24 protein-coding genes are annotated in these 21,990 nt (G+C 66.8%); 9 read left to right on the top strand and 15 right to left on the bottom strand.

From position 1 onward, the window contains the following. Nucleotides 1–75: 75 nt before the first annotated feature. Together AS93_RS0107530 and AS93_RS0107525 are read right to left on the bottom strand one after the other, a co-directional pair. On the bottom strand, nt 76–1,269 hold the full coding sequence (locus AS93_RS0107530) for an MFS transporter (protein WP_051587381.1): 1,194 nt from the start codon (nt 1,267–1,269) through the stop codon (nt 76–78). Between the two features lie 95 nt (nt 1,270–1,364). Next, nucleotides 1,365–1,877, bottom strand: a complete 513-nt coding sequence (locus AS93_RS0107525) for an acyloxyacyl hydrolase (RefSeq protein WP_027590050.1) — start codon at nt 1,875–1,877, stop codon at nt 1,365–1,367. 188 nt (nt 1,878–2,065) lie between these two features. Between AS93_RS0107525 and AS93_RS0107520 the strand changes: the two genes are divergently transcribed. Then, nucleotides 2,066–2,809: an IclR family transcriptional regulator gene (locus tag AS93_RS0107520; protein WP_027590049.1), complete on the top strand. Its 744-nt coding sequence runs from the start codon at nt 2,066–2,068 to the stop codon at nt 2,807–2,809. Between the two features lie 37 nt (nt 2,810–2,846). Here the strand turns inward: AS93_RS0107520 and AS93_RS0107515 are convergent, their stop codons facing one another. The 5 genes from AS93_RS0107515 to AS93_RS0107495 all read right to left on the bottom strand — a co-directional run bounded on the left by AS93_RS0107515 (nt 2,847) and on the right by AS93_RS0107495 (nt 6,977). Beyond that, nucleotides 2,847–3,086 (bottom strand): DUF2798 domain-containing protein, encoded by a 240-nt coding sequence (locus AS93_RS0107515; RefSeq protein WP_037008699.1) that lies wholly within the window; start codon nt 3,084–3,086, stop codon nt 2,847–2,849. Between the two features lie 128 nt (nt 3,087–3,214). Continuing rightward, nucleotides 3,215–3,646 (bottom strand): Hsp20/alpha crystallin family protein, encoded by a 432-nt coding sequence (locus tag AS93_RS0107510; RefSeq protein ID WP_027590047.1) that lies wholly within the window; start codon nt 3,644–3,646, stop codon nt 3,215–3,217. Nucleotides 3,647–3,781: 135 nt separating this feature from the next. Then, the gene (locus AS93_RS0107505; protein WP_027590046.1) at nt 3,782–5,113 is read right to left on the bottom strand and encodes a sigma-54 dependent transcriptional regulator; all 1,332 of its coding nucleotides are present in this window, start codon (nt 5,111–5,113) and stop codon (nt 3,782–3,784) included. After that, nucleotides 5,110–6,741 carry an ATP-binding protein gene (locus AS93_RS18890; protein ID WP_051587380.1) on the bottom strand — a complete coding sequence of 544 codons (1,632 nt, stop codon included), beginning with the start codon at nt 6,739–6,741 and terminating at the stop codon, nt 5,110–5,112. The genes AS93_RS0107505 and AS93_RS18890 overlap by 4 nt, the downstream gene beginning before the upstream one ends. After that, entirely contained in the window at nt 6,738–6,977 is a 240-nt protein-coding gene (locus AS93_RS0107495; RefSeq protein ID WP_027590045.1) for a PP0621 family protein, read from the bottom strand. Before AS93_RS0107495 ends, AS93_RS18890 begins: the two co-directional genes overlap by 4 nt. Before the next feature lie 160 nt (nt 6,978–7,137). Between AS93_RS0107495 and AS93_RS0107490 the strand changes: the two genes are divergently transcribed. Then, nucleotides 7,138–8,775 (top strand): NAD+ synthase, encoded by a 1,638-nt coding sequence (locus AS93_RS0107490; RefSeq protein ID WP_027590044.1) that lies wholly within the window; start codon nt 7,138–7,140, stop codon nt 8,773–8,775. Between the two features lie 74 nt (nt 8,776–8,849). On the opposite strand, the gene AS93_RS0107485 is transcribed toward AS93_RS0107490, so the two are convergent. Continuing rightward, a complete protein-coding gene (locus AS93_RS0107485) occupies nt 8,850–9,920 on the bottom strand; it encodes an LOG family protein (protein WP_027590043.1) in 1,071 nt (356 codons plus the stop codon). A gap of 33 nt (nt 9,921–9,953) precedes the next feature. Next, nucleotides 9,954–11,357 (bottom strand): MBL fold metallo-hydrolase, encoded by a 1,404-nt coding sequence (locus AS93_RS0107480; protein ID WP_027590042.1) that lies wholly within the window; start codon nt 11,355–11,357, stop codon nt 9,954–9,956. A gap of 136 nt (nt 11,358–11,493) precedes the next feature. Between AS93_RS0107480 and AS93_RS0107475 the strand changes: the two genes are divergently transcribed. Further along, complete coding sequence (locus tag AS93_RS0107475; protein ID WP_027590041.1) at nt 11,494–13,902, top strand: xylulose 5-phosphate 3-epimerase; 2,409 nt, start codon at nt 11,494–11,496, stop codon at nt 13,900–13,902. 48 nt (nt 13,903–13,950) lie between these two features. On the opposite strand, the gene AS93_RS0107470 is transcribed toward AS93_RS0107475, so the two are convergent. Next, nucleotides 13,951–14,361, bottom strand: a complete 411-nt coding sequence (locus AS93_RS0107470; RefSeq protein WP_027590040.1) for a PA3611 family quorum-sensing-regulated virulence factor — start codon at nt 14,359–14,361, stop codon at nt 13,951–13,953. 111 nt (nt 14,362–14,472) lie between these two features. On the opposite strand from AS93_RS0107470, the gene AS93_RS0107465 reads away from it, so the two are divergent. Beyond that, nucleotides 14,473–15,177, top strand: coding sequence for a tRNA-uridine aminocarboxypropyltransferase (locus AS93_RS0107465; RefSeq protein ID WP_027590039.1), 705 nt, complete (start codon nt 14,473–14,475; stop codon nt 15,175–15,177). On the opposite strand, the gene AS93_RS0107460 is transcribed toward AS93_RS0107465, so the two are convergent. After that, nucleotides 15,174–16,094 carry a DMT family transporter gene (locus AS93_RS0107460; protein WP_027590038.1) on the bottom strand — a complete coding sequence of 307 codons (921 nt, stop codon included), beginning with the start codon at nt 16,092–16,094 and terminating at the stop codon, nt 15,174–15,176. The genes AS93_RS0107465 and AS93_RS0107460 overlap by 4 nt on opposite strands. Nucleotides 16,095–16,212: 118 nt before the next feature. Between AS93_RS0107460 and erdR the strand changes: the two genes are divergently transcribed. Continuing rightward, nucleotides 16,213–16,863, top strand: coding sequence for a response regulator transcription factor ErdR (gene erdR / locus AS93_RS0107455; RefSeq protein WP_027590037.1), 651 nt, complete (start codon nt 16,213–16,215; stop codon nt 16,861–16,863). Nucleotides 16,864–16,880: 17 nt separating this feature from the next. On the opposite strand, the gene AS93_RS0107450 is transcribed toward erdR, so the two are convergent. Next, nucleotides 16,881–17,807, bottom strand: coding sequence for a LysR family transcriptional regulator (locus AS93_RS0107450; protein WP_027590036.1), 927 nt, complete (start codon nt 17,805–17,807; stop codon nt 16,881–16,883). A 115-nt stretch (nt 17,808–17,922) separates the two neighbouring features. Here AS93_RS0107450 and fpr point away from each other — a divergent pair, with 115 nt between their 5' ends. After that, nucleotides 17,923–18,699, top strand: a complete 777-nt coding sequence (fpr, locus tag AS93_RS0107445; protein WP_027590035.1) for a ferredoxin-NADP reductase — start codon at nt 17,923–17,925, stop codon at nt 18,697–18,699. Between the two features lie 38 nt (nt 18,700–18,737). Here the strand turns inward: fpr and AS93_RS0107440 are convergent, their stop codons facing one another. Genes AS93_RS0107440 through AS93_RS21075 form a run of 3 tightly spaced genes read right to left on the bottom strand, consistent with a single transcriptional unit; the run spans nt 18,738 to nt 20,116 of the window. Continuing rightward, the gene (locus AS93_RS0107440) at nt 18,738–19,040 is read right to left on the bottom strand and encodes a monooxygenase (protein ID WP_027590034.1); all 303 of its coding nucleotides are present in this window, start codon (nt 19,038–19,040) and stop codon (nt 18,738–18,740) included. A 42-nt stretch (nt 19,041–19,082) separates the two neighbouring features. Beyond that, complete coding sequence (gene tsaA, locus AS93_RS0107435) at nt 19,083–19,778, bottom strand: tRNA (N6-threonylcarbamoyladenosine(37)-N6)-methyltransferase TrmO (RefSeq protein WP_027590033.1); 696 nt, start codon at nt 19,776–19,778, stop codon at nt 19,083–19,085. Nucleotides 19,779–19,786: 8 nt separating this feature from the next. After that, nucleotides 19,787–20,116, bottom strand: coding sequence for a hypothetical protein (locus tag AS93_RS21075; protein ID WP_256214719.1), 330 nt, complete (start codon nt 20,114–20,116; stop codon nt 19,787–19,789). 27 nt (nt 20,117–20,143) lie between these two features. Here AS93_RS21075 and AS93_RS21070 point away from each other — a divergent pair, with 27 nt between their 5' ends. From AS93_RS21070 to AS93_RS0107415, 3 genes are all read left to right on the top strand, one after another. Then, entirely contained in the window at nt 20,144–20,278 is a 135-nt protein-coding gene (locus AS93_RS21070) for a hypothetical protein (protein ID WP_256214718.1), read from the top strand. 64 nt (nt 20,279–20,342) lie between these two features. Beyond that, complete coding sequence (locus AS93_RS0107420) at nt 20,343–20,570, top strand: hypothetical protein (RefSeq protein WP_027590031.1); 228 nt, start codon at nt 20,343–20,345, stop codon at nt 20,568–20,570. Nucleotides 20,571–20,640: 70 nt separating this feature from the next. Then, on the top strand, nt 20,641–21,990 hold a 1,350-nt coding region (locus AS93_RS0107415), incomplete at its 3' end, for a cytochrome ubiquinol oxidase subunit I (RefSeq protein WP_027590030.1).

Raw genomic sequence — 21,990 nt, 5'->3', positions numbered from 1 at the left:
GCAGGGGCGGTCGGCGCTTTCCGGCCGGCCGCCGATGCGGCTTGCATGATGCTTTGCCTGGCGGCCGAGGGGCCGTCACTCACGAGGCGGCTGCATCAGCGGATGCCGCTGGAAGAGCAGCGCGACGGTCACCGCGATCAGCGTGGCAAAGGTGCAGAAGGTGCACAGGGCGGCGCTCATGCCCCAATGGTCGGCAATCCAGCCGATGCCCATCATCGGCACCATGCTGCCGATGTAACCGATCACCAGGTAGCTGGAAAACAGGCCGGCGCGGGTATCCGGCGTGGCGATGCGGCCCACCATGTTCATGCCGGCCAGCTGGCTCAGGCCGTGGCCGATGGCGGTGAGCGCCACACCCAAGGCAAACAGACTGGCCGATCCCGCCCACAGGTTCGCCATCAGCAGAAGATTGCTCACGCCCAGTGCGACCAAACCCAGGCTGCCGCCCCAGTGGGTGGACAAGCGCCCGCTGAGAATCTGGGTAAACGCCGAGCCGAACAGGATCGCGGCGATGGCGGTGCCGCTGACCACCGGGCCGTGCCAGGGCACCAGCTGGTCAAGGAATAGCGGCGACAGGGACGCGTACAGGCCGAAGCTGGCGAAGGCCAGGAAGGCCAGGCAACTGGTGAGGATGAAGGCGAAGGAAGCGCTGGGGGCGGGCCAGGTCAGCCGCGGCAGGGCGTATCGCCACTGGAAGGGCTGGCCGGCATCATCAGGCACTTCCAGGCGGAGGAAGATGGCCAGGGCCAGGCTGCACAGCACCAGGGTGGGCAGGTAGGTGGTGATCAGCGGATGTGGCACCCACTGCCCGAACAGGCCGCCCACCAGCGGCCCCAGGCCGAAGCCGAACACCATCACGATGCTGGTGATCATCGCCAGGCGCGGCTTGCGGTGCGCCGGCACCAGCCGGGCCAGGCCCAGCGTGGCGCTGGTGGTCAGCAGGCTGGACGCGATGCCGACCACGAAACGCCCGGCGCACAGGCTGACCAGGTCCCAGGCGGCGAGGGTGATGAGGGTGCCCAGCAGGGCGAGGATCAGCCCCAGCCGCAGCATGGGGCGAAAGCCCAGGCGATCGGGCAGGCGCCCCAGAAACAGCAGGCCACAGAGCGCGCCGGCCATGTAGATCACATAGATCAGCGAGATATCGCTGGCCTTGAGCTGCCAGGCGTCCTGGTAAAGGGCGTAGAGCGGGCTGATGAGCGCGGTGCCCATCACACCCACGACCATGGCGAAGCTGACCCAGAAGAAGGGTGAAGCCTTTGCTCTCATTGGCGATCCGTGGCGGCTGATCTGTTTGCGTGCGAATTATTGTGCGCCTAATCACTGCACCGAAATAGCCAGCTTCGCGTCGCGGCCGTACGCCGTTACAGCGGCTGGCTGATGAACAACGCGTAGCTCTCGATGCCCTCGTTGGGCATCTTCAAGCCGGCGTTGGAGTAGTGGATGGCCCGCACGCCCAGACGGGTACCGCTGGCCAGCTGCACGCCGGCGCCCAGGCGGTCTTCGAAATGGAAGCCCGAGCTCATGTTGCGGTGACCGACCCGGGTGCTGGAAAACAGCGAGACACCCACACCCGCTTCGATGAACGGGCGGGCGCCTTCGCCGGTGAACTGGTAGACGAACACCGGGCTGAAGGACAGGGTATGCGCTGCGCGGTGCTCGCCGGCTGACCAGTGGGTGTAGCCGGCATCCCAATAGCCGGTCAGGGACCCCGTTTCGCTGGCCAGCCATTGCCGATTCCAGTCCCGGGACATGCCCAGGCGATAGGTCAGCTCGCCCTGCGCGGTGGTGCCCAGGGCAGCGGACAGGTCCAGCGCGAACGCCGACGGCGCGAGCAACGTGGTGGCCAGGGAGGCGGAGAAAAGCAGGCGGGTCATTTCGGCTCCTTCACATCGCAGCGCCGAGGCGCAAGCATAGTATCACTATGCAGGTCGCTGTATCATGATGCGGAATTTAATGATCCGGATGGCCGAGCGTCAACCGCCTGCTCTGCGCCGAGGGTTTGCCGGAACGCCTGAAGGGTTATTACAGTAGGCGCCCTATCAGTACCCGTATGTGAACCAGCATGAATGTTTCCGATGAGGCCTCGGACTGCGGCCGGCAGTCTGGGATCCAGGTCATCGCACGCTCCGCAGCCATCATGCGCGCCCTCGGCGAAAACCCGCAGGGGCTCAGCCTGGCCGCCATCGCCCAGCGCGTGGGGCTGCCGCGCTCCACGGTGCAGCGCATCATCAACGCGCTGCAGGAGGAACTGCTGGTCGAGCCCATGGGACCCGCCGGCGGCTTTCGCCTGGGCCCGGCGCTGGGGCACCTGATCAACAAGACCCAGTGCGACATCATCAGCCACACCCGGCCCCTGCTGGTGGAGCTCTCCGACCAGTTGGGCGAAACGGTCTGCCTGTGCCGGCGTTCCTACGATCAGGTGCAGATCATCGAGCGCATCGTGGCCGAGCGGGAGTTGCGGGTGGTGGTACCCATCGGCGCCCATGGCCCGGCGGTGCAGACCGCCTCCGGCCAGGTGTTGCTCGCCCTGGAAGCGCCTGAATGCGTGGAAGCGCTGGTCGGCGACATGAACGTGGAGTGGCGAGCGCGGCTGGGCGCCATACGCGCCCAAGGCTGGGCCAGCGGGTTCGATGAGGTGGTGCCCGGCATCAGTTCCTGCGCCATGGCGGTGGATACCTACCTGGGCATGTTTGCCATTGCGGTGGTTGCGCCGACGGTGCGGGCCCGTGATCACCAGGACGCCTTCCGCGCTGCGCTGCAGGCCTGCAAGCGCGGCATCGAGCGCGCCATAGGCCGCCAGGGCTGAGCAGCGAATCACCCCGGCGCAAGGCCGGGGTTGTCCATTACGACTTGCGCACCGTCCATTCCACCAGCTTGCCGACGATGGGACGTACCAGCAGTACGCTGCAGAACGCCACTGGCATGGTCATCGCGTACACCTTCAGCACCGTTTCCAGGTAACCCGCGCCGAGGCCGCGGTTCAGCGCGGTGATCACGCAGGTCATCACCGCAGCCATCAGGCCAGACATGTAAAAGGCGAACACATAGGGGGCAAGGCGCAGGGGAAGCTTGGGAAGTTTCATGGCGGACAGCTACAGCGTGAAAAAAGGTGCGACAGGGTAGCAGAAGCTCGCCCCGAGCCGAGCGGTCAGGGGACGTCGAAGGACGAGAGAGGCGGCAGGCGCCGATCGAAGCGCCTGCCTGGAAGGGATTACTCGATGGTCAGCTGCTGGGACGAGCCGTTCTGCTTTTTCGGCAGGCTCAGCTTCAGCACGCCGTTCTCGTAGCGTGCCTTGCACTGGCTCGTGTCAATCTCCGCCGGCAGCTGGAAGCTGCGCGACACCGAGCCGAAATAGCGTTCCGAACGCAGTACCTTCTCGCCTTCCTTCTGCTCGTCGAGCTGCTGGACCTCGGCGCGCAGGCTGACCTGGTTGCCTTCCACGGACACCTGGATGTTGTCCTTGCTGACGCCGGGAATCTCCGCCTCGACGTTGTAGCCTTCGGCGGTCTCCTTCACGTCGACCTTGATCTGCGAGGGGGAGGGGAGCGCGTCCCCGTGCAGCGGCTGGACGAAGTAGCCGGGGGATGCGAACTCCTTGAAGAACTCATCGAACAGGTTTCCGCGTGTCATCAGTGATTTCATGCTGGAGCCTCCTCTGTCGGTGGGATGCGGCCCGCTCGCTGAACAGTCCGGGCCTGCATTCCATATGAGCCTGGTTTGGCGCAATTCAAGGGCCGATCCGACGGGCGACCCGACCCCACCAGAATGGAGTGAACCTCAGTCCAGCCCCAGCTTCTTCAGCCGGTAGCGCATCGAGCGGAAGGTCAGGCCCAGGCGCTGGGCAGCGGCGGTGCGGTTCCAGCGGGTTTCCTCCAGGGCCTGGAGGATCAGGTTGCGCTCGATGGTTTCCAGGTAGTCCTCCAGGTCGGTCACCTGGGTCAGACTGCCGCCGACGGGGTCCGTCGCGGCGGGGGCGTCGGCGAAGCGCAGGTCGCTGGCGCGGATCGCATCGGCCTCGCAGAGGGTGTAGGCGCGCTCGAGGATGTTCTCCAGTTCGCGCACGTTGCCCGGGAAGCGATAGCCGCGCAGTTTTTCCAGCGCGTCCGGATGCAGGCGCGGGGGCTGGCCGCTGCCTTCGGCCAGGCGCTGCAGCATGCTGTCGGCCAGCAGGCCGATGTCCTCGCGGCGCTCGCGCAGGGGCGGCACGCGTTGTTCGATGACGTTGAGGCGGTAGTACAGATCCTGGCGGAAACGTCCGGCGGCGACTTCGGCGGCCAGGTCCTTGTGGGTGGCGCTGAGGATACGCACGTCCACCGCGATCTCCTGCTGGCCACCCACCGGGCGCACGGCCTTTTCCTGGATGGCGCGCAGCAGCTTGACCTGCATGGCCAGCGGCAGGTCGGCCACTTCGTCGAGGAACAGGGTGCCTCCGTTGGCGGCCTGGAACAGGCCCTGTTTGTCCTCGATGGCACCGGTGAAGCTGCCCTTGCGATGGCCGAAGAATTCACTCTCCATCAGCTCGCTGGGGATGGCGCCACAGTTGACCGGCACGAACGGCCGGTCGGCCCGCGGCCCCAGGTCGTGGATCTGCCGGGCCACCAGCTCCTTGCCGCTGCCCGATTCGCCGCTGATGTACACCGGCGCCTGGCTGCGCGCGAGTTTTTCGATCTGCCGGCGCAAGGCCTTCATGGGCGGCGAATCGCCGAGCAGGCGGGTGTCCACCGGGCGCTCGGCCGGGGCGGCCTGCAGGCGAAGCGCAGTGTTCACCAGCTCGCGCAGGCGAGCCAGGTCCACCGGCTTGGTCAGGTAGTCGAAGGCACCGGCCTTGAGGGCATTGATGGCGGTGTCCAGGCTGCCGTAGGCCGTGATCATGGCTACCGGCACCTGCGGGTGACGCTGCTGGATGTACTGCACCAGCTCCATGCCGGTGCCGTCCGGCAGGCGCATGTCGGTCAGGCACAGGTCGATCCGCTCGCGGGCCAGGCAGTCGCGGGCTTCCTTGAGGTTGCGCGCACTGCAGGTGTCGAGCTTCATGCGCCCGAGGGTGATCTCGAGCAGCTCGCGGATATCGGGTTCGTCGTCGACGATCAGGGCTTTCTGGCGACTCATGGACTGGTCTGGCTCTTGTTGTTAAGGCTGGGCGTTGGCGTCCAGCTCATCTTGCGGGGATGGGCAAAGGTGATTCGGAAACAGCTACCCCCCTCGGGGCGCGGGTAGTAGGCGAGGTGGGCCTGGTTGCTCTCGCAGAGTTCGCGGGAGATGTACAGGCCCAGCCCGGTGCCCTTGCTGTCGGTGGTGAAGAAGGGTTCGAAGATGTGCAGTTGCTGGTCGCTGCCCACGCCGGGACCGTCGTCGAGCACGTCCAGCACCGGCAGGTCGCTGTCCGGATCACGGTACAGGCGCATCCACACCTGGCCCTGCGGGTTGTGCCGGGCACTGTAGCGCAGGCCATTCTGCACCAGATTACTGAGGATCTGTGTCAGTTGATGGGGATCGAAGCGGGTCTGGATGCTGCCGCTGGCGGTTTGCAGGTGCAACTGCTGTTCGGATGTAACGCTTTGGCGGAATTCGCTGGCGAAACGGTGCAGCCAGTACTTGAGGTCCAGCAGCTGCGGCGCGGCCTGGCGGCGCCGCGACAGCTGCAGCACGTTCTCGATCACGTGGTTCATGCGCCGCGACTGGTCCTGGACGATCTGCGCCAGGCGTCGGTCGGGCGGCGGCAGCTCCTCGGATTCGAGCAGCAGTTGCGCGGCGTGGCTGATAGCACCCAGCGGATTGCGGATCTCGTGGGCGATGCCGGCGGTCAGGCGGCCGAGGGAGACCAGTTTCATTTCCTGGGCGTGCTGGGTGATCTCGGAAATGTCCTCTATGAACACCAGGGTGTTCAGCGCCTGGCCGTGTTGCAGGCTGGCGAAGCTCGGCTGCAGGGTGCGTGCGTCCTCGCCGAGGCACAGGCTCTGCGGGCGGCGGGTGGGGTTGTAGCTCCACTGGCGAAGGCGTTCCAGCAGCTCGGGGCAGATATCCGCCAGGGGCTGGCCGGCGGCTGACTGGCCGAGCATCTGCGTGGCGGCGGGGTTGGCCAGCAGCACCTGATGCTGTGGGTCGAGCACCAGGATGCCGGTGCGCATGCGTTGCAGGATAAGACTGTTGAGCGCTTCCAGGTTGGCCACGTCGTCGGCGCGCTGGCGGGCCAGCCGTTCGCTGATCTGCAGGCGGCGGACCAGGCTTTGCACGGTGAGCGCAACGGCGAAACACAGGGCGCCCAGCGCGCCGGCCTGGATGAACTGGCTGCTGGCCGCCGGCTGGCTGAGGCTCAGCTGGAAGGTCAGCAGCACGGTGGACAGCGCGGCCACGGCGGCGATCAGCAGCCCGCTGCGGCCATTGAGCAGCAGGTTGGCGATGGCCACGGCGATGATCATCAGGCTGGCCAGGCCGCTGGGCATGCCACCGGCGGCGTAGAACAGCGCCCCCAGCAGCAGGATGTCGAGCAGCGCCAGGGCAAAGAACTGCTTGCCCCGGGCACGTTGGATCAGCAACGTGGCGACGATGTTGATGATCAGGTAGGTCCAGCTGCCGAAGCGGAACAGCCGCACGTGGGCCAGGTCCAGCAGACGGTCGTCCAGGTTGCTGGAGATCAGCAGCACCAGCAGCAACCCGACGCTCAGGCGATATAAGTGGTACAGGCGTAGCGCCCGTTGGCCGGGGTCAAGGCCAAGCGTGACGCCAAGCGCAATCACGGCTGACGGCGATCCTGTTCCAGGTGGGCCTGGCTGCAGAACCAGCGGTCACCGTCCTCCAGCGCCTGGGACTGCGGCACATGCGTCTGGCAATGGGTGCAGCGCACCATGGGGCGGGGATCGGGAGAAGGCGGCGTCTGTTTCTGTGCGCGCAGGGCGGGACGGATGTAGCGACGCCACAGCCAGAAGGCCGCGACGAGCAGGGCAACGAACAACAACAGGCGAACCAGACCCATGAACTTTCTCGATGAACGCGGAATGCGTGAAGTGTATCCAAGCTGAAGGTGCAGGCACAGCGGCCAATGGCCACGTTGTGCGTTGTTTCCAGGGTCGGCGTTGCGGGACAATGCCGGCCACGGCGCCGGCCGGTGCCGGGATCTTTGGATGGAGACGGCCATGAGCCAAACCCTGCGGGTCGTGATGGCCCAGCTGAACCTGCGCGTGGGTGATATCCACGGCAATGTCGAACGCATCATCGAGGCGGCGATCAGCGCCCGCGACCAGCGTCAGGCGGACGTCATCCTGTTTCCCGAGCTGGCGCTGTGCGGCTATCCGCCGGAGGATCTGCTGCTGCGCTCGAGCATGCAGCTGCGCATCGAGGCGGGCCTGCGCCGCCTGCGCGACGAGGTGCGCGGCATCTACCTGGTGGTCGGTTATCCCTGGCTGGAAGACGACAAGCGCTACAACGCGGCGGCGGTGATCGCCGACGGCGAGCTGCTGGCCACCTACTACAAGCAGCAGTTGCCCAACTACCGGGTGTTCGACGAGAAGCGCTATTTCGAGCCGGGCCACGAGGCCTGCGTGGTGGACATCAAGGGCGTGCCGGTGGCCATCAGCATCTGCGAGGACATCTGGTTCCCCGGGCCGATGGCCCAGGCGCGCGAGGCCGGCGCGCAGCTGATGCTCAGCCTGAACGCCTCGCCGTTCCACCTCGACAAGCAGCGCGAGCGCGAGGAGATCCTCGCCCAGCGCGCCCGCGAGGGTGGCATGCCGGTGGTCTATGTGAACCAGGTGGGTGGCCAGGACGAGCTGGTGTTCGATGGCGGCAGCTGCGTGGTGGATGCCGATGGTCGCGTCTGCCAGCGCGCGCAGATGTACGAGGAATGCCTGTTCCCGGCGGACCTGCGCTGGGACGGCACCGGCGTGGCGGTGCACCAGAGCCATCCGGCGCCGCTGCCGGAGCTGGAGGCCAGCGTCTACCAGGCACTGGTGGTCGGCGTGCGCGACTACGTGGCCAAGAACGGTTTCAAGGGCGTGGTGCTGGGGCTGTCGGGCGGCATCGACTCGGCGCTGACCCTGGCGGTGGCCGTGGACGCGCTGGGCGCCGAGCGGGTCGAGGCGGTGATGATGCCCTACCACTACACCGCGCAGATGAGCCTGGAGGACGCCGAACAGCAGGCGCGCACCCTGGGCGTCACCTATCGCGTGCTGCCCATCGCGCCGATGGTCGAGGCCTTCATGGCTGGCCTGGCACCCGTGTTTGCCGGGCTGGGTCGCGACACCACCGAGGAGAACCTGCAGGCGCGTTGTCGCGGCACGCTGCTGATGGCGATCTCCAACAAGAAGGGCAGCCTGGTGCTGACCACCGGCAACAAGAGCGAGGTGGCGGTCGGTTACTGCACGCTGTACGGCGACATGGCCGGCGGTTTCGATGTGCTCAAGGACGTGCCCAAGACCCTGGTGTTCCGCCTGTGCGAGTACCGCAACAGTCTGGGGCAGGGCGAGATCATCCCGCAGCGGGTCATCGACCGGCCGCCGTCAGCGGAGCTCGCGCCCGGGCAGAAGGACGAGGATTCGCTGCCGCCCTATCCGGTGCTCGACGAGATCCTCAAGCTGTACATCGAGTACGACCTGTCGGCCAACGCCATCATCGCCGAGGGCTTCGACGCCGACACGGTGCGGCGCGTGCTGCGCCTGGTCGACCTCAACGAGTACAAGCGCCGCCAGGCCGCCGTCGGCCCGCGCATCACCCAGCGCGGCTTCGGCCGTGACCGGCGTTACCCGATCACGTCGGGGTGGCGGCTGGGGGATTAGTCGCCCAGAAGCTCGCGAATGAATTCGCTCCCACAAGGTGCCGGTTCTGTTCCTGTGGGAGCGAGGGCCTGCCGTCAGGCCCAGTTCGCCTTGTCGTTGACCACATCCAGCAGCTCGCGCAGGCGGCCGTGGTCGCGGGCGTTGAAGGTGAACACCAGGCGCGGCAGGCGGCACAGCTCGGCGTCGTCCTCGTCGGTCTGGCAACCGTCCTGCTGTTCGAAGCCGCCGCTCAGGCACAGGTCGGCGAACTCCTCGTGCAGGCGGCCCAGCGCCGCGTCGCTCAGGGCGTGGTTCATGCGCAGGATGTACTGCCCCTTGAGCCAGCGGCTGGAATGGTAGTTGCCGTAGAAACGGGCGATTTCCTCCACCGCGTCCTCGGCACTGTGCACCAGGCGCATCAGGTGCATGTCGCTGGGCAGGATGTAGCGATGCCCCAGCAGCTGGCGCTGCATGAAGCCCATGGCGTCCTGCCAGTAGGTACCGCCCGGCTCGTCGAGCAGGATCACCGGCACCAACGGGCTCTTGCCGGTCTGGATCAGCGTGAGCACCTCCAGCGCCTCGTCCAGGGTGCCGAAGCCGCCGGGGCAGAGCACCAGTGCATCGGCTTCCTTGACGAAGAACAGCTTGCGGGTGAAGAAGAAGTGGAACGACAGCAGGTTGTCGGTGCCATCCACCGTAGCGTTGGCGTGCTGTTCGAAGGGCAGGGTGATGTTCAGGCCAATGCTGTTTTCCAGCCCGGCGCCCTCATGGGCAGCGGCCATGATGCCGCCGCCGGCGCCGGTGATCACCATCAGGTCGCGCTTGGCCAGCAGCTCGCCCAGCTTCACCGCCAGGGCGTACAGCGGGTGGTCGACCGGCGTGCGCGCCGAGCCGAACACGGTGACCTTGCGGCGTCGCTTGAACTTGTCCAGCACGCTGAACGAGCGCTCCAGCTCGCGCAGCGTCTGGGCCATGATCTTGGCGTCCCAGCGGTTGCGGTCGGCCTGCGCCATGCGCATCACGGTGGTGAGCATGCCCTTGTACAGCTCCAGGTTGGGACTGGACTCGGGCACGATCAGGCGGGTCAGTTCATCCACCTTGGCACTCAGGTCGATGCCGCTGGCGCGGAACGGGCGGGACAGGTAATCGTCCGATTCGAAAGCCATTGAAACTCTCCGTTGCGAATTCGGGTGGGGCCGTTAAAGGGCGATGCGGTCGCCGGGTTCGGGAATGCTGGCCTCCCAGCCCAGGCGATGACGCAGCGCGCCCTGTAGGGCCAGCATCTTTTCCAGCTCGCCGTGCACCAGGTGCAGTTCCGGCCGCTGGCTGAAATGGCTGGCCCAGTTCAGCAGTTGCGACTGGCCGGCGTGGGCGGAGAAGCCGCCCAGGGTGTGTACCTTGGCCTTGACCATGATTTGCTGGTGCAGCAGGCGCACGCGGTCGGCGCCGTCGACGATGGCGCGACCCAGGGTGCCGCGCGCCTGGAAGCCGGTGAACACCACGTGGCATTCCGGGCGCCAGAGGTTGTGCTTGAAGTGGTGCAGGATGCGTCCGCCGTTGCACATGCCGCTGCCGGCGATGATGATCGCGCCGCTGGTCACTCGGTTGATGGCCATGGACTCCTCGGGCGTGGCCGTCGAGCGCAGGATCGGCAGCAGATCGGCGACCTTGTGCACGCCCATGCCACGCAGGCGCTCCAGTTCTACGGGGTCGAGCTGTTCGAGGTAGCGACTGTAGATGGCGTTGGCGCGGATCGCCATCGGGCTGTCGAGGAACACCGCCTGCTGCGGCAGGCGGCCTTCGTGGTAGAAGCGCCCCAGGTGGTAGATCAGGTCCTGGGTGCGGCCGATGGCGAAGGCCGGGATCAGCACGTTGCCGCCATCCTTGTGGGCCTGTTGCAGGACGCCGAGAAATTCTTCGAGCGTGTCGTCGCTGCAGCGGTGGTCGCGGTCGCCGTAGGTGGACTCCATCAGCAGCACGTCGGCCTGTTCGAGAACCGCCGGGCTGCGCATCAGCGGCGTGCAGTCGTTGCCCAGGTCGCCGGAGAACACCAGGCGCCGAGTGCGGCCCAGGTCGTTGACATCCAGCTGGACGATGGCCGAGCCGAGGATGTGGCCGGCGTCGTGAAAGGTCAGGCGCACGCCGGGCACCACCTCCTCGCTCTGCTGGTAGCTCAGCGGTCGGCACTGGCGCAGCACCTGGTCGGCGTCATCGCCGGTGTACAGCGGGGCGATGGGCTTCTGGCCGCGCCGGGCGCGCCACTTGTTCTCCCACTCGGCGTCCTTTTCCTGCAGGTGCGCGGCATCGTGCAGCATCAGCTCAAGCAGCGCGCAGCTGGCCTCGGTGGCGAAGATCGGGCCGCGATAGCCTTCCTTGGTCAGGCGCGGCAGCAGTCCGCTATGGTCGATATGGGCGTGGGAAATCACCACCGCGTCGATGTCTTTCGGACGAAAGGGAAAGGCTCGCCGGTTGTTGCTTTCCTCCTCGCGCCTGCCCTGGTGCATGCCGCACTCAAGCAGGACACGCTTGCCTTCGTGGGTTTCCAGCAGGTAGCAGGAACCGGTGACCTGCCGGATGGCGCCGAGAAAACTGAGTAGAGCCATGATGTGAACCTATTCCTTGCCTACAGGGTTACAGTCTGTGCGGAGCGAGGCCGGGCGGTCTTGATACATGTCAGCCCCTCCGGCGCGGGCGCCCCTTACACTAACCGAACTTGACGAGATGACGGAGCCTGTTGCCATGCATCAACTTCTGCCGAGCCCTGCCGAGCTGGCCGAGCATGCCCGGAACGAGCCGGAATTCGCCCGCTGGAGCGAGGGTTATGGTCCCTTCACGCACAGCGATGAAACCCGCGCAGCGGCCTTCCGGATGGCCCATCAGCTGGTGCAGGCCGGCCTGCAGCCGGACCTGGCCAGCGTATACCGGCTGCTGCAGGGCCTGGACCGGCTGAGCGCCGCCGGGCTGTGGCTGGTGGTGCACATGACCTACGCCCGCCGCGTGCGCCTGGACGGTACGCCGCTGGGCGAGGACGATTTCAAGGCGCAGCCCGAAGGCCATACCGGCGGCGCGCTGAACATGGTGCCGGCCTATGCCGGCTATCTGGGCCTGAACGCGCTGACCGGCCAGACCCGCGGCTGGATGATGGGCCAGGGCCACTGCGTGGCCGCCATCGAGGCGATAAACCTGCTGGTGGGCAACCAGCACCCCGAGCAGGCCGAGCGCTACAGCTTCGACGAGGCGGGCATGAGCCGTCTGGCTGCCGACTTCTACAGCTATGCGCAGACCCCCGAGGGCCTGCCGGGCGTGCCGCTGGGCAGCCACGTCAACCCGCACACTGCCGGCGGCATCGCCGAGGGCGGCTACCTGGGCTTTGCCGAGCTGCAGTACGCGCACATGCCGCTGCCGGGCGAGACGCTGGTGACCTTCCTCTCCGACGGCGCCGCCGAAGAGCAGCGCGGCAGCGACTGGATTCCGCGCTGGTGGCGCGCCGAGGACTGCGGCACCGCCCTGCCGGTGATGATCGCCAACGGCCGGCGCATCGAGCAGCGCACCGAGCTGGGCACCCACGAGGGCCTGGAAGGCTTCGTCCAGCACCTGCGCCGCTGCGGCTTCGACCCCATGCGCCTGGACGGCCGCGACCCGGCCGCCTTCGTCTGCACTCTGTGGGAAATGGAGCAGCGCCTGGCGCGCCGCGTGGACGAGAAGAACCGGGGCATCCTGCGCTACCCGCTGCCGATTCCCTATGCCATCGCCGAAACCACCAAGGGCTTCGGTTTCTACGGCGCGGCCAGCAACGCGGCCCACAACCTGCCGTTGCCGGGCAACCCATCCCGCGACGAAGCCGCCCGCGCGCTGTTCAACGCGCATGCCGCGCCGCTGCATGTGCCCTTCGACGAGCTGGACCAGGTCCGCGCGCTGTTCGCCGCACGTGGCCAGCGCCCGCTGGAGCGCGACCACGCCCTGGCAGTGCGCCATCCGGCGACCCCGACGATCCCCGAATTGCACTACCGCGACGACACCTGTTCGCCGATGGCCGCGCTGGATCGCTTCTTCGTCGACCTGACCGCCGCCAACCCGCAGCTGCGCCCGCGCGTCGGCAACCCGGACGAGCTGGCCAGCAACCGCCTGGGCGGTGTGCTCAAGGCGCTCAAGCACCGGGTCAGCGAGCCGGAAGGCGAGCTGGAGGCGGTGGACGGCAAGATCATCACCGCCCTCAACGAGGAAGCCGTGGTCTCCGCCTGCCTGGCCAACCAGGGCGGCCTGAACCTGGTGGCCAGCTACGAGGCGTTCTGCGTGAAGATGCTTGGCGCGGTGCGCCAGAGCCTGATCTATGCGCGCCAGCAGAAGGAAATCGGCCGCCCCGCCGGCTGGCTGGGCTTCCCGGTGGTGGCCACCTCGCACACCTGGGAAAACGGCAAGAACCAGCAATCGCACCAGGACACCACCTTCTGCGAGGCGCTGCTGGGCGAGATGAGCGACGTGTCCCGGGTGCTGTTCCCGGCCGACCACAACAGCGCCCTGGCGCTGCTGCCCGGCATCTATCAATCGCGTGGCCAACTGGCCTGCATGGTCATTCCCAAGCGTGACCGGCCGACCTACTTCAGTCGCGCCCAGGCCGAGCAGTTGGCCCGTGACGGCGCCATCGTCGTCGAGGAGGTTACCGGCAACGATCCGCTGCTGCTGATCGCCAATGGCAGCTACCAGTTGGGCGAGATGCTGCGCGCCTGCCAACGCCTCAAGGAAGCGGACTGCGCCTATCGGCTGGTCTATCTGCAGGAACCGGGACGCTTCCGCGCGCCCAGGGATTCCTGGGAACTGGAGGCCATGGCCGACGCCGAGCTGTTCGAGCAGCTGTTCCCGGAAAGTCACCCGCGGCGCATCCTGCTCACCCACATGCGCCCGGAAGTGGCGCGCGGGGTACTCTGGCCGCTGTTCCCGGACACCCGCCTGAGCGGCGTGCTGGGCTACCGCAACCGCGGCGGCACCTTCGACGAGCCCGGCATGCTGTTCGCCAACCGCAGCACCTGGGCCAACGTGCTGGCCTCCTGCGCCCGGGTGCTGAACATGCCGCGTACCGCACTGCTGACCAGCGAGGAAGCGGCGACCCTGGCCGGCAAGGGCGATCCGCAGGTGCTGCGCCCGAACTGATGCACGACCTGCAGGAGCGGTCAGCCGCGATGCCTTTTGGCCGCGCGGCTAACGCCCCTCCTGCCGATCGGCGCAATCCTCGGCCATGAAGCTTTCGCTGGCCACCGGCCAGTTGCTGCCGTCCTCGCTGAACTGGTAGCGCAGCACGGCGCCGTGGGACAGCAGCAGGCGGAAGTTGGCATTGGTGCAGACACTGGTCGCCAGCTGGCGCCGCACCGCGGCCGGATTGCGGCGCATCTGTTCGGCATGCGCCGGACGCACACTCAGGTGGTTGATCAGCGTGCGCCCGTCCACGGTGAAGCCCTGGTCGGTGATGTCCGGACTGATCACCCGCGGTGTGCCCTGGTTGCTGTCGCGGGCAATGCGCTGCAAATCGCGGATCAGGCGCTCCTCCGCAGGCGTGGCGGCCTGGGCAGGCAACCACGCGGCCAGCAGCAGAACCATCAGCAGGACAGGCATCGCACAGCTCCTCGACCGGACCCGCTCATTCGACCCGGGCGGACAACGGGCGTTCGGCACCATCTGGTAGACTGCGCGCCCTTCGAACCCAGCGATAGCCGATCCCCACCCATGCATGCCGTAGCCCGACTGCGCGCCGAGCGCCTGGCGCGCAGCCTGAAACCCTTCGTCGCGCGCGGCTCGCGCATCGAGCGCTGCCCGCGCTGCCGGGTCGCCCCCGCATACTGCCTTTGTCCCTGGACGCCGCACGTAGCGACCCAGGCCGGCATGTGTCTGGTGATGCACGACATCGAGGCGCTCAAGCCGACCAACACCGGCTGGCTGATCGCCGACGTGGTGCCGGACACCTTTGCCTACGGCTGGTCGCGGGTGGACGTGGATGCACGCCTGGAAGCGTTGCTGGCCGATCCCCAGTGGCAGCCCTACGTGGTGTTCCCCGGTGAATATGCCGAGCCGGGCAGGGTGGTCGAGGCGGTGGAGCCGCAGCCCGGCAAGCGACCGCTGTTCATCCTGCTGGATGCCACCTGGACCGAGGCGCGCAAGATGTTCCGCAAGAGCCCGTATCTGGACCACCTGCCGGTGCTCAGCCTGCAGCCGGAGCAGCTGTCACGCTACCGGCTGCGCCGTTCGACGCGCGCGGAGCACCTGTGCACCGCCGAGGTGGCGGCGCTGTGCCTGGAAGTGTCCGGGGATTCGGCGGCCGCCGAGGCGTTGGGCGACCACTTCGAGCTGTTCACCGAGCATTACCTGGCGGCCAAGCATCACCGGGGGGTGAACCCCGATGATGCGTTGCATCGCCGCCTGCGCGAACGCTAGCGGGCGTCGGCCGTACCGGCGATGGCTTGCTGCGGCTTGTGGTGCGGCCAGAGCTGTGCCAGCAGCATGCCGGCCAGCATGATGGCGGCACCCAGGTAGCTCTTGAGGGTCAGGCTTTCATCCAGGAACAGCCAGCCGGCAATGGCGGCGAACACCGCCTCCAGTGACAGGATGATGGCCGCGTGGGAGGGAATCGCGTCCTTCTGCGCCACCACCTGCAGGGTGTAGCCGACGGCGACCGCGAAGCAGCCGCCATACAGTACGGCCGGCGCGGCGGCGACGATGGATGCCCAGACGATCGGCTCCAGCGCCAGGGCCAGCAGCAGGCTGACCACGGCGCAGACCAGGAACTGCAGGATGGACAGGCGCAGCGGGTCGTAGCGGCTGGCGAAGAAGCCCACCAGCAGCACGTGCACGCCCCAGACGAAGGCGCCGGCCAGTTGCAGCCAGTCGCCGGAGGCCACTTGGAAGTCCTCGCCTACGCTGAGCAGGAACATGCCGAACACGGCCAGCAGCGCGCCCAGCCAGATGCCCAATCCGGCGCGCTGGCCAATGAACAGGCCGAGTAGCGGGACCACGATCACGTACAGCCCGGTGATGAAGCCGGAGTTGGTCACCGAGGTGAACAGCAGGCCGACCTGCTGCAGGTTGATGCCCACAGTCAGGGCCAGGCCCATCAGCACACCGCCCAGCAACAGTGGCCGGTGTGCGAAACCCGGCCCCCGGACCTGGCCGAGCGATCGCCGTTGCAGAAGCAGCAGGGGCATCAGCACCAGCGCCCCCAGCAGGAAGCGCAGGCCGGTAAAAAGGAAGGGTCCGATGTTGTCCATGCCCACGCGCTGTGCGACGAAGGCGGTTCCCCAGATCATGGCAGTGATCAGCATCAACAAATCGGCGCGCAGGGCTTTGGATTGCATACGGACATCTCGAAAAAAAAGGCGCAAACTTTGCCGCAAAGTGTGACGCTTGACCACTCCCCCCGGGGGCGGCATGCTTCCCGCCTGCCCGAACCAGCATAAAAAATAGGGACTTGCAGTGGCTGCCTACGACATTCTCATTGCTGATGATCACCCGCTGTTCAGGAGCGCGCTGCACCAGGCTCTTTCGCTCGGACTGGGTAGCGAGGCCCGGCTGGTGGAGGCGGCCAGCATTGCCGAGCTGGAAGCCCAGCTCTCGGCCAAGTCCGACTGGGATCTGGTGCTGCTCGATCTGAACATGCCCGGCGCCTATGGCTTCTCCGGTCTGGTGCTGCTCCGCGGCCAATACCCTCAGGTGCCTGTGGTGATGATTTCCGCGCAGGAGGAGGCCGCTGTGGTTGCCCGCTCGCGCGAGTTCGGCGCCAGCGGCTTCATCCCCAAGTCCAGCTCCCTGGAAACCATCCAGGAAGCCGTGCGTGCGGTCCTTGATGGCGATGTGTGGTGGCCGAACCTCGGCGAGGAGCCGGTGGCCGTCTCCGCCGAGGAGCGCGAGGCCAGCGCCGGCCTGGCGAGCCTGACGCCCCAGCAGTTCCGGGTGCTGACCATGGTCTGCGAAGGCCTGCTGAACAAGCAGATCGCCTACCAGCTCAACGTTTCCGAGGCCACGGTGAAGGCCCACGTCACCGCCATCTTCCGCAAGCTCGGCGTGCGTACCCGCACCCAGGCGGCGCTGTTGCTGCAGCAGCTGGAAACCCTGCCGGGACAGTAGTCCGGCGACTCCTCGCCTCAGGCGACCGGCGGCAGCTGAATCAGGTCGCTGCGGGCCACGCCTTCGGTCAGCTCTCGGCACTGCTCGATGAATTCGCGCATCGCCGCGCTCTGGTGCTTCTGGCGATGCCAGACGAAGCAGAACTGCCGGCGCAGGTCCAGCTCCGGCACCTCCACCGCCACCAGGCTTCCGCGCCGGAAGGCATCGCGCAGGGCCAGGCGCGAGATGCAGCCGATGCCCAGCCCGGATTCCACCGCGCGCTTGATCGCCTCGGTATGTTCCAGCTCCAGGCGCACGTTCAGATTGCCGTGCTGCTGGCGCAGCGCCCGGTCGAAGCTGGTGCGCGTCCCCGAGCCCTTTTCGCGCAGGATCCACGCCTCGCCGCGCAGGTCTTCCAGCGTGGCCTGGCCGCGGCGCGCCAGCGGGTGGCTGGGGGCGCAGAACACCACCAGCTCGTCCTCTACCCAGGGAGTGACTTCCAGGTCCGGGTGTTGGCAGTCGCCCTCGATCAGGCCGAGATCCAGCTCGAAATGGGCGACCATCTGCACGATCTGCACGGTGTTGTGCACGTGCAGGGCCGCGCGGCATTCCGGATGACGCTGCAGGAAGCGCCCGAGCAGCAGGGTGGCCAGGTAGTTGCCGACCGTCAGGGTGGCGCCCACCTCCAGCGAGCCGAAACCGGTGTTGCCGTTGAGCAGGCTCTCGATTTCCTGCGCCCGCGAGAGCAGCGCCACCGCCTGGGGCAGCAGGGTGTGGCCCAGGGCATTGAGTTTCAGGCGTTTGCCCAGGCGGTCGAACAGCTGACAGTCGAACTGGCGTTCCAGCTCGGTCAGCGAGGTGCTGGCCGCCGACTGGGACAGGGCCAGCGATTCGGCTGCACGGGACACGCTCTCGTGCTGGGCAACCGCCACGAAGACTTCCATTTGCCGCAATGTGAAGCGCATATCTATATAACCAATAAGTGTTATCTCGATAATCAATTTAACAGATATTTGCGGCGTCGCTAGAATCCCGCGCATTCCTGCCCGCCTGGCTGTCGGTATCACTTCGAGGAAGACCATGAGCAATCTGAACGTCGAGCGTGTGCTCAGTGTTCATCACTGGAACGAAACCCTGTTCAGCTTCAAGACCACCCGGGACCCCGGGTTGCGCTTCGAGAACGGCCAGTTCGTGATGATCGGCCTCGAAGTGGAGGGCCGCCCGCTGATGCGCGCCTACTCCATCGCCAGCCCCAACTACGAGGAGCAGCTGGAGTTCTTCAGCATCAAGGTGGAAAACGGCCCGCTGACCTCGCGCCTCCAGCATCTGAAGGAAGGCGACAGCATCATGATCAGCAAGAAGCCGACCGGCACCCTGGTCCTCGATGACCTGCGCCCCGGCAAGCACTTGTATCTGCTGAGCACCGGCACCGGCCTGGCGCCGTTCATGAGCGTGATCCAGGACCCGCAGACCTACGAGCGTTTCGAGAAGGTCATTCTGGTGCACGGCGTGCGCTACGTGAGCGAAGTGGCCTACGAAGACTTCATCACCCAGCAACTGCCGGAGAACGAGTACTTCGGCGATGCCGTGCGCGAGAAGCTGATCTACTACCCCACCGTGACCCGCGAGCCGTTCCGCAACCAGGGCCGCCTGACCGACCTGATGCGCAGTGGCAAGCTGTTCGCCGACATCGGCCTGCCGCCCATCAATCCGCAGGATGACCGCGCGATGATCTGTGGCAGCCCGAGCATGCTCGAGGAAACCAGCCAGGTACTGGACAGCTTCGGCCTGCAGGTTTCCCCGCGCATGGGCGAGCCCGGCGACTACCTGATCGAGCGTGCCTTCGTCGAGAAGTGACGGACCCGGCGGCCCTCGCCGAGGGCCGCTACGCCCGCCTACAGCGGGGCGCGATCCAGCGCCGAGAGCTCCACGTTCACCTCGAACAGCTTGGCGTTGATCTTCACGAAGCCTTCGGCGGCGAGCCGCTCGCGGTGTTTCTCCAGGTACATCTCCGCCGCATCCAGCGTCTCGAACAGGTAGATGCCGCCGGCCTCGCCCAGCTCGCGACTCTCCGTCCATATCTTCCACTTCAGGCCCGGCTCGACCGAGATGTTCTCCGCCATGTGGCGGAAGTCGGCGGTCATTTTCGCGCCCCAGGGGCCGGGGTAGGGAAAGTCGATCTGCAGCAGCACGGGCATGGGGACATCCTCCGGAAACGGGTTGCCCCCCAAGCGTAGTCGCTACGCCGTGGGTACCACCTCGAGCACCCGGATCAGTCCTGGTTGCGGGTAATGCCAGCGCACCTGCACGTCCCACAGGCCCACGCCGTAACGCCGTTCGGGCTGGGGCTGCTGGTAGGCGGGGCGGGGGTCCTGTGCCAGGCACTGCTCGATCAGCGCCACCAGCGGTTCCGCCAGGCGCTGCCCGTGCCATTCGGCCTGCTGGCGCGCTTCGGGCGTCCAACGCACTTCGATGGTGGCGGGCGCGTCGGCGGCAATGGCGTTCACCGCTTCGGGCCGGCTGTCGGCGTAGGGTACGTAGGGTTTGATGTCCAGCACCGGCGTGCCGTCCAGCAGGTCTATGCCGGACAGCCACAACCGCCCTGGCTCCACCTTGTCCAGTCGCACTACCGACTGACCGATGCCGTTGGGGCGGTGCGTGGCGCGCGTGGCGAACACGCCGAGGCTGCGGTTGCCGCCCAGGCGTGGCGGTCGCACCTTCAGGCGCGGCGTGTCTTCCAGTGCCTGATGGAACAGGAACAGCAGCCAGACATGGCTGACCTGTTCCAGGCCATCGACCGCTTCCGGCTGATCGAACGGCGGCAGCAGCTCCAGCACCCCGCGGGCAGCCGGCGCCAGGTGGGGCTGGCGCGGAATGGCGAATTTCTCCCGGAAGCAGGAACGCAGGATGCCGACGGGGCTGACCTGGTAGGACATGGGCGGACTCATCGCGTCGGATAGGGCGCCGCGCGACAGGCGGCGTTGCGGTAGGGTCCGGCGACCTTGCGCCAGGCTGCGCCCGGACTGGTCTGCGCACAGACCCGGTGCTCACTGGACGGGCTGGCCCAGACGTACCAGGGCGCCGGAGCAGCCTCGACGGGCGGGACCGCCAGGGCGAAGAGCAAGGGCAGGGCGAACAGCATGACGGTATCCGGTGGGTGCGACCGGGCGATGATACCAGCCGGCTCGCCCGGACCGTTCGCCCCATGCCGGGAATTCCGCGCGCCGGCGAGGCTCTGAGCTGAACCCGCCAGGCCGATCCGACCTGCGGTCATCGTTCCGAATGCCGGGAGGAGGGCGTCATGATCCTGAACCGTTTTCCGCCAGTGACCCTGGGCGATCCGGAGGAACCTGGCAAGCCGCCGTTGCCCAACCAGCCGGGGGAGCCCGGCGAGCCGACCCTGCCCGACCGCGCGCCGCCCGACCCGGTGGCCTGACAGTCCGGCGGGAGCAACTAGTCTTGTCAGGCATCCTGTCGTGCATCCACCAAGGAGATCTGCCATGACACGTTGGGTCATCACCTACAACAAGGACAACAACACCTCGACGTTGGAAATCGAAAGCCCGAACAAGCCCAGCATGGAACAGGCCGTGCGCCACACCCTGAAGATGGCCCGCCAGCGCTATGAAGAACAGGAGCCCAGTGAAGTGGATGAGGACCTGCGCGGGCCTGCCGTGCTCCTGGCTGAACGCTTCGGCATCACCATAACCGGCATTACCCAGGCGTGACCCGCCGACCGGCTCCTGCCCGTGCGGGAGTCGGCCGGACGCGGGTGCGGCCACTGACGAGGAGTCGTGCATGTTCGGTCTGGATGCACTAGAGCTCGCGCGAATCCAGTTCGCGTTCACCGTGTCCTTCCACATCCTGTTCCCCGCCATCACCATCGGTCTGGCCAGCTACCTGACCGTCCTCGAGGCGCTGTGGCTGAAGACCGGACAGACCGTCTATCGCGACCTCTATCATTTCTGGCTGAAGATCTTCGCGGTGAATTTCGGCATGGGCGTGGTGTCCGGCCTGGTCATGGCTTACCAGTTCGGCACCAACTGGAGCGTCTTTTCCGACTTCGCCGGCAGCATCACCGGACCGCTGCTGACCTACGAGGTGCTGACCGCCTTCTTCCTCGAAGCCGGCTTCCTGGGCGTGATGCTGTTCGGCTGGAACCGCGTCGGGCCGGGGCTGCATTTCTTCTCGACCGCCATGGTGGCGCTGGGCACGCTGGTGTCCACCTTCTGGATCCTGGCTTCCAACAGCTGGATGCACACGCCCCAGGGCCACGAGATCGTCGATGGTCGGGTGATTCCGGTGGACTGGCTGGCGGTGATCTTCAACCCTTCGTTTCCCTACCGCCTGACCCACATGGTCATTGCCGCCTTCCTGGCCACCGCCTTCTTCGTCGGCGCCTCGGCCGCCTGGCACCTGTTGCGCGGCAACAACACCCCGGAAACCCGCACCATGCTGTCCATGGCCATGTGGATGGCACTGATCGTCGCCCCGATCCAGGCGTTGGTAGGCGACTTTCACGGCCTCAATACCCTGGAGCACCAGCCGGCCAAGATCGCCGCCATCGAGGGCAACTGGGAAAGTACGCCGGGCGAGCCCTCCGGCTTGGCGCTGATCGGCTGGCCGGACATGCAGCGCGAGGAAACCCGTTTCAAGGTCGAGGTGCCCTACCTGGGCAGCCTGATCCTGCGCCACAGCCTCAGCGAGCCGATTCCGGCGCTCAAGGACTACCCGCCCGAAGACCGCGCCAATTCCACCCTGGTGTTCTGGACGTTCCGGCTGATGGTAGGCCTCGGCGTTCTGATGATCGTTGCCGGCGTGTGGAGCCTGGTCCTGCGCCGGCGCGGGCGGCTCTACGATTCGCGTCCCTTCCTGCGCTTCGTGCTCTGGATGGGCGCGTCCGGGCTAGTGGCCATCCTGGCCGGCTGGTTCACCACGGAGGTGGGGCGCCAGCCGTGGGTCGTGCAGGGACTGCTGCGCACGGCGGATGCCGTGTCGCCCCACGGCGTGGCGCAGATGAGCCTGTCGCTTGCCCTGTTCGTCGTCATTTATTTCGCGGTGTTCGGCGTGGGCTTGCTGTACGTGCTGCGCCTGGTGGCGCGCGGCCCGGTCAGCGACACGGGCCGCCCGGCCGAGGGCGGTGGCCCC

It is taken from the genome of Pseudomonas sp. RL (assembly GCF_000647775.1).
Classification (GTDB): domain Bacteria; phylum Pseudomonadota; class Gammaproteobacteria; order Pseudomonadales; family Pseudomonadaceae; genus Serpens; species Serpens flexibilis.
This window is presented reverse-complemented; position numbering and strand designations above follow the sequence as displayed.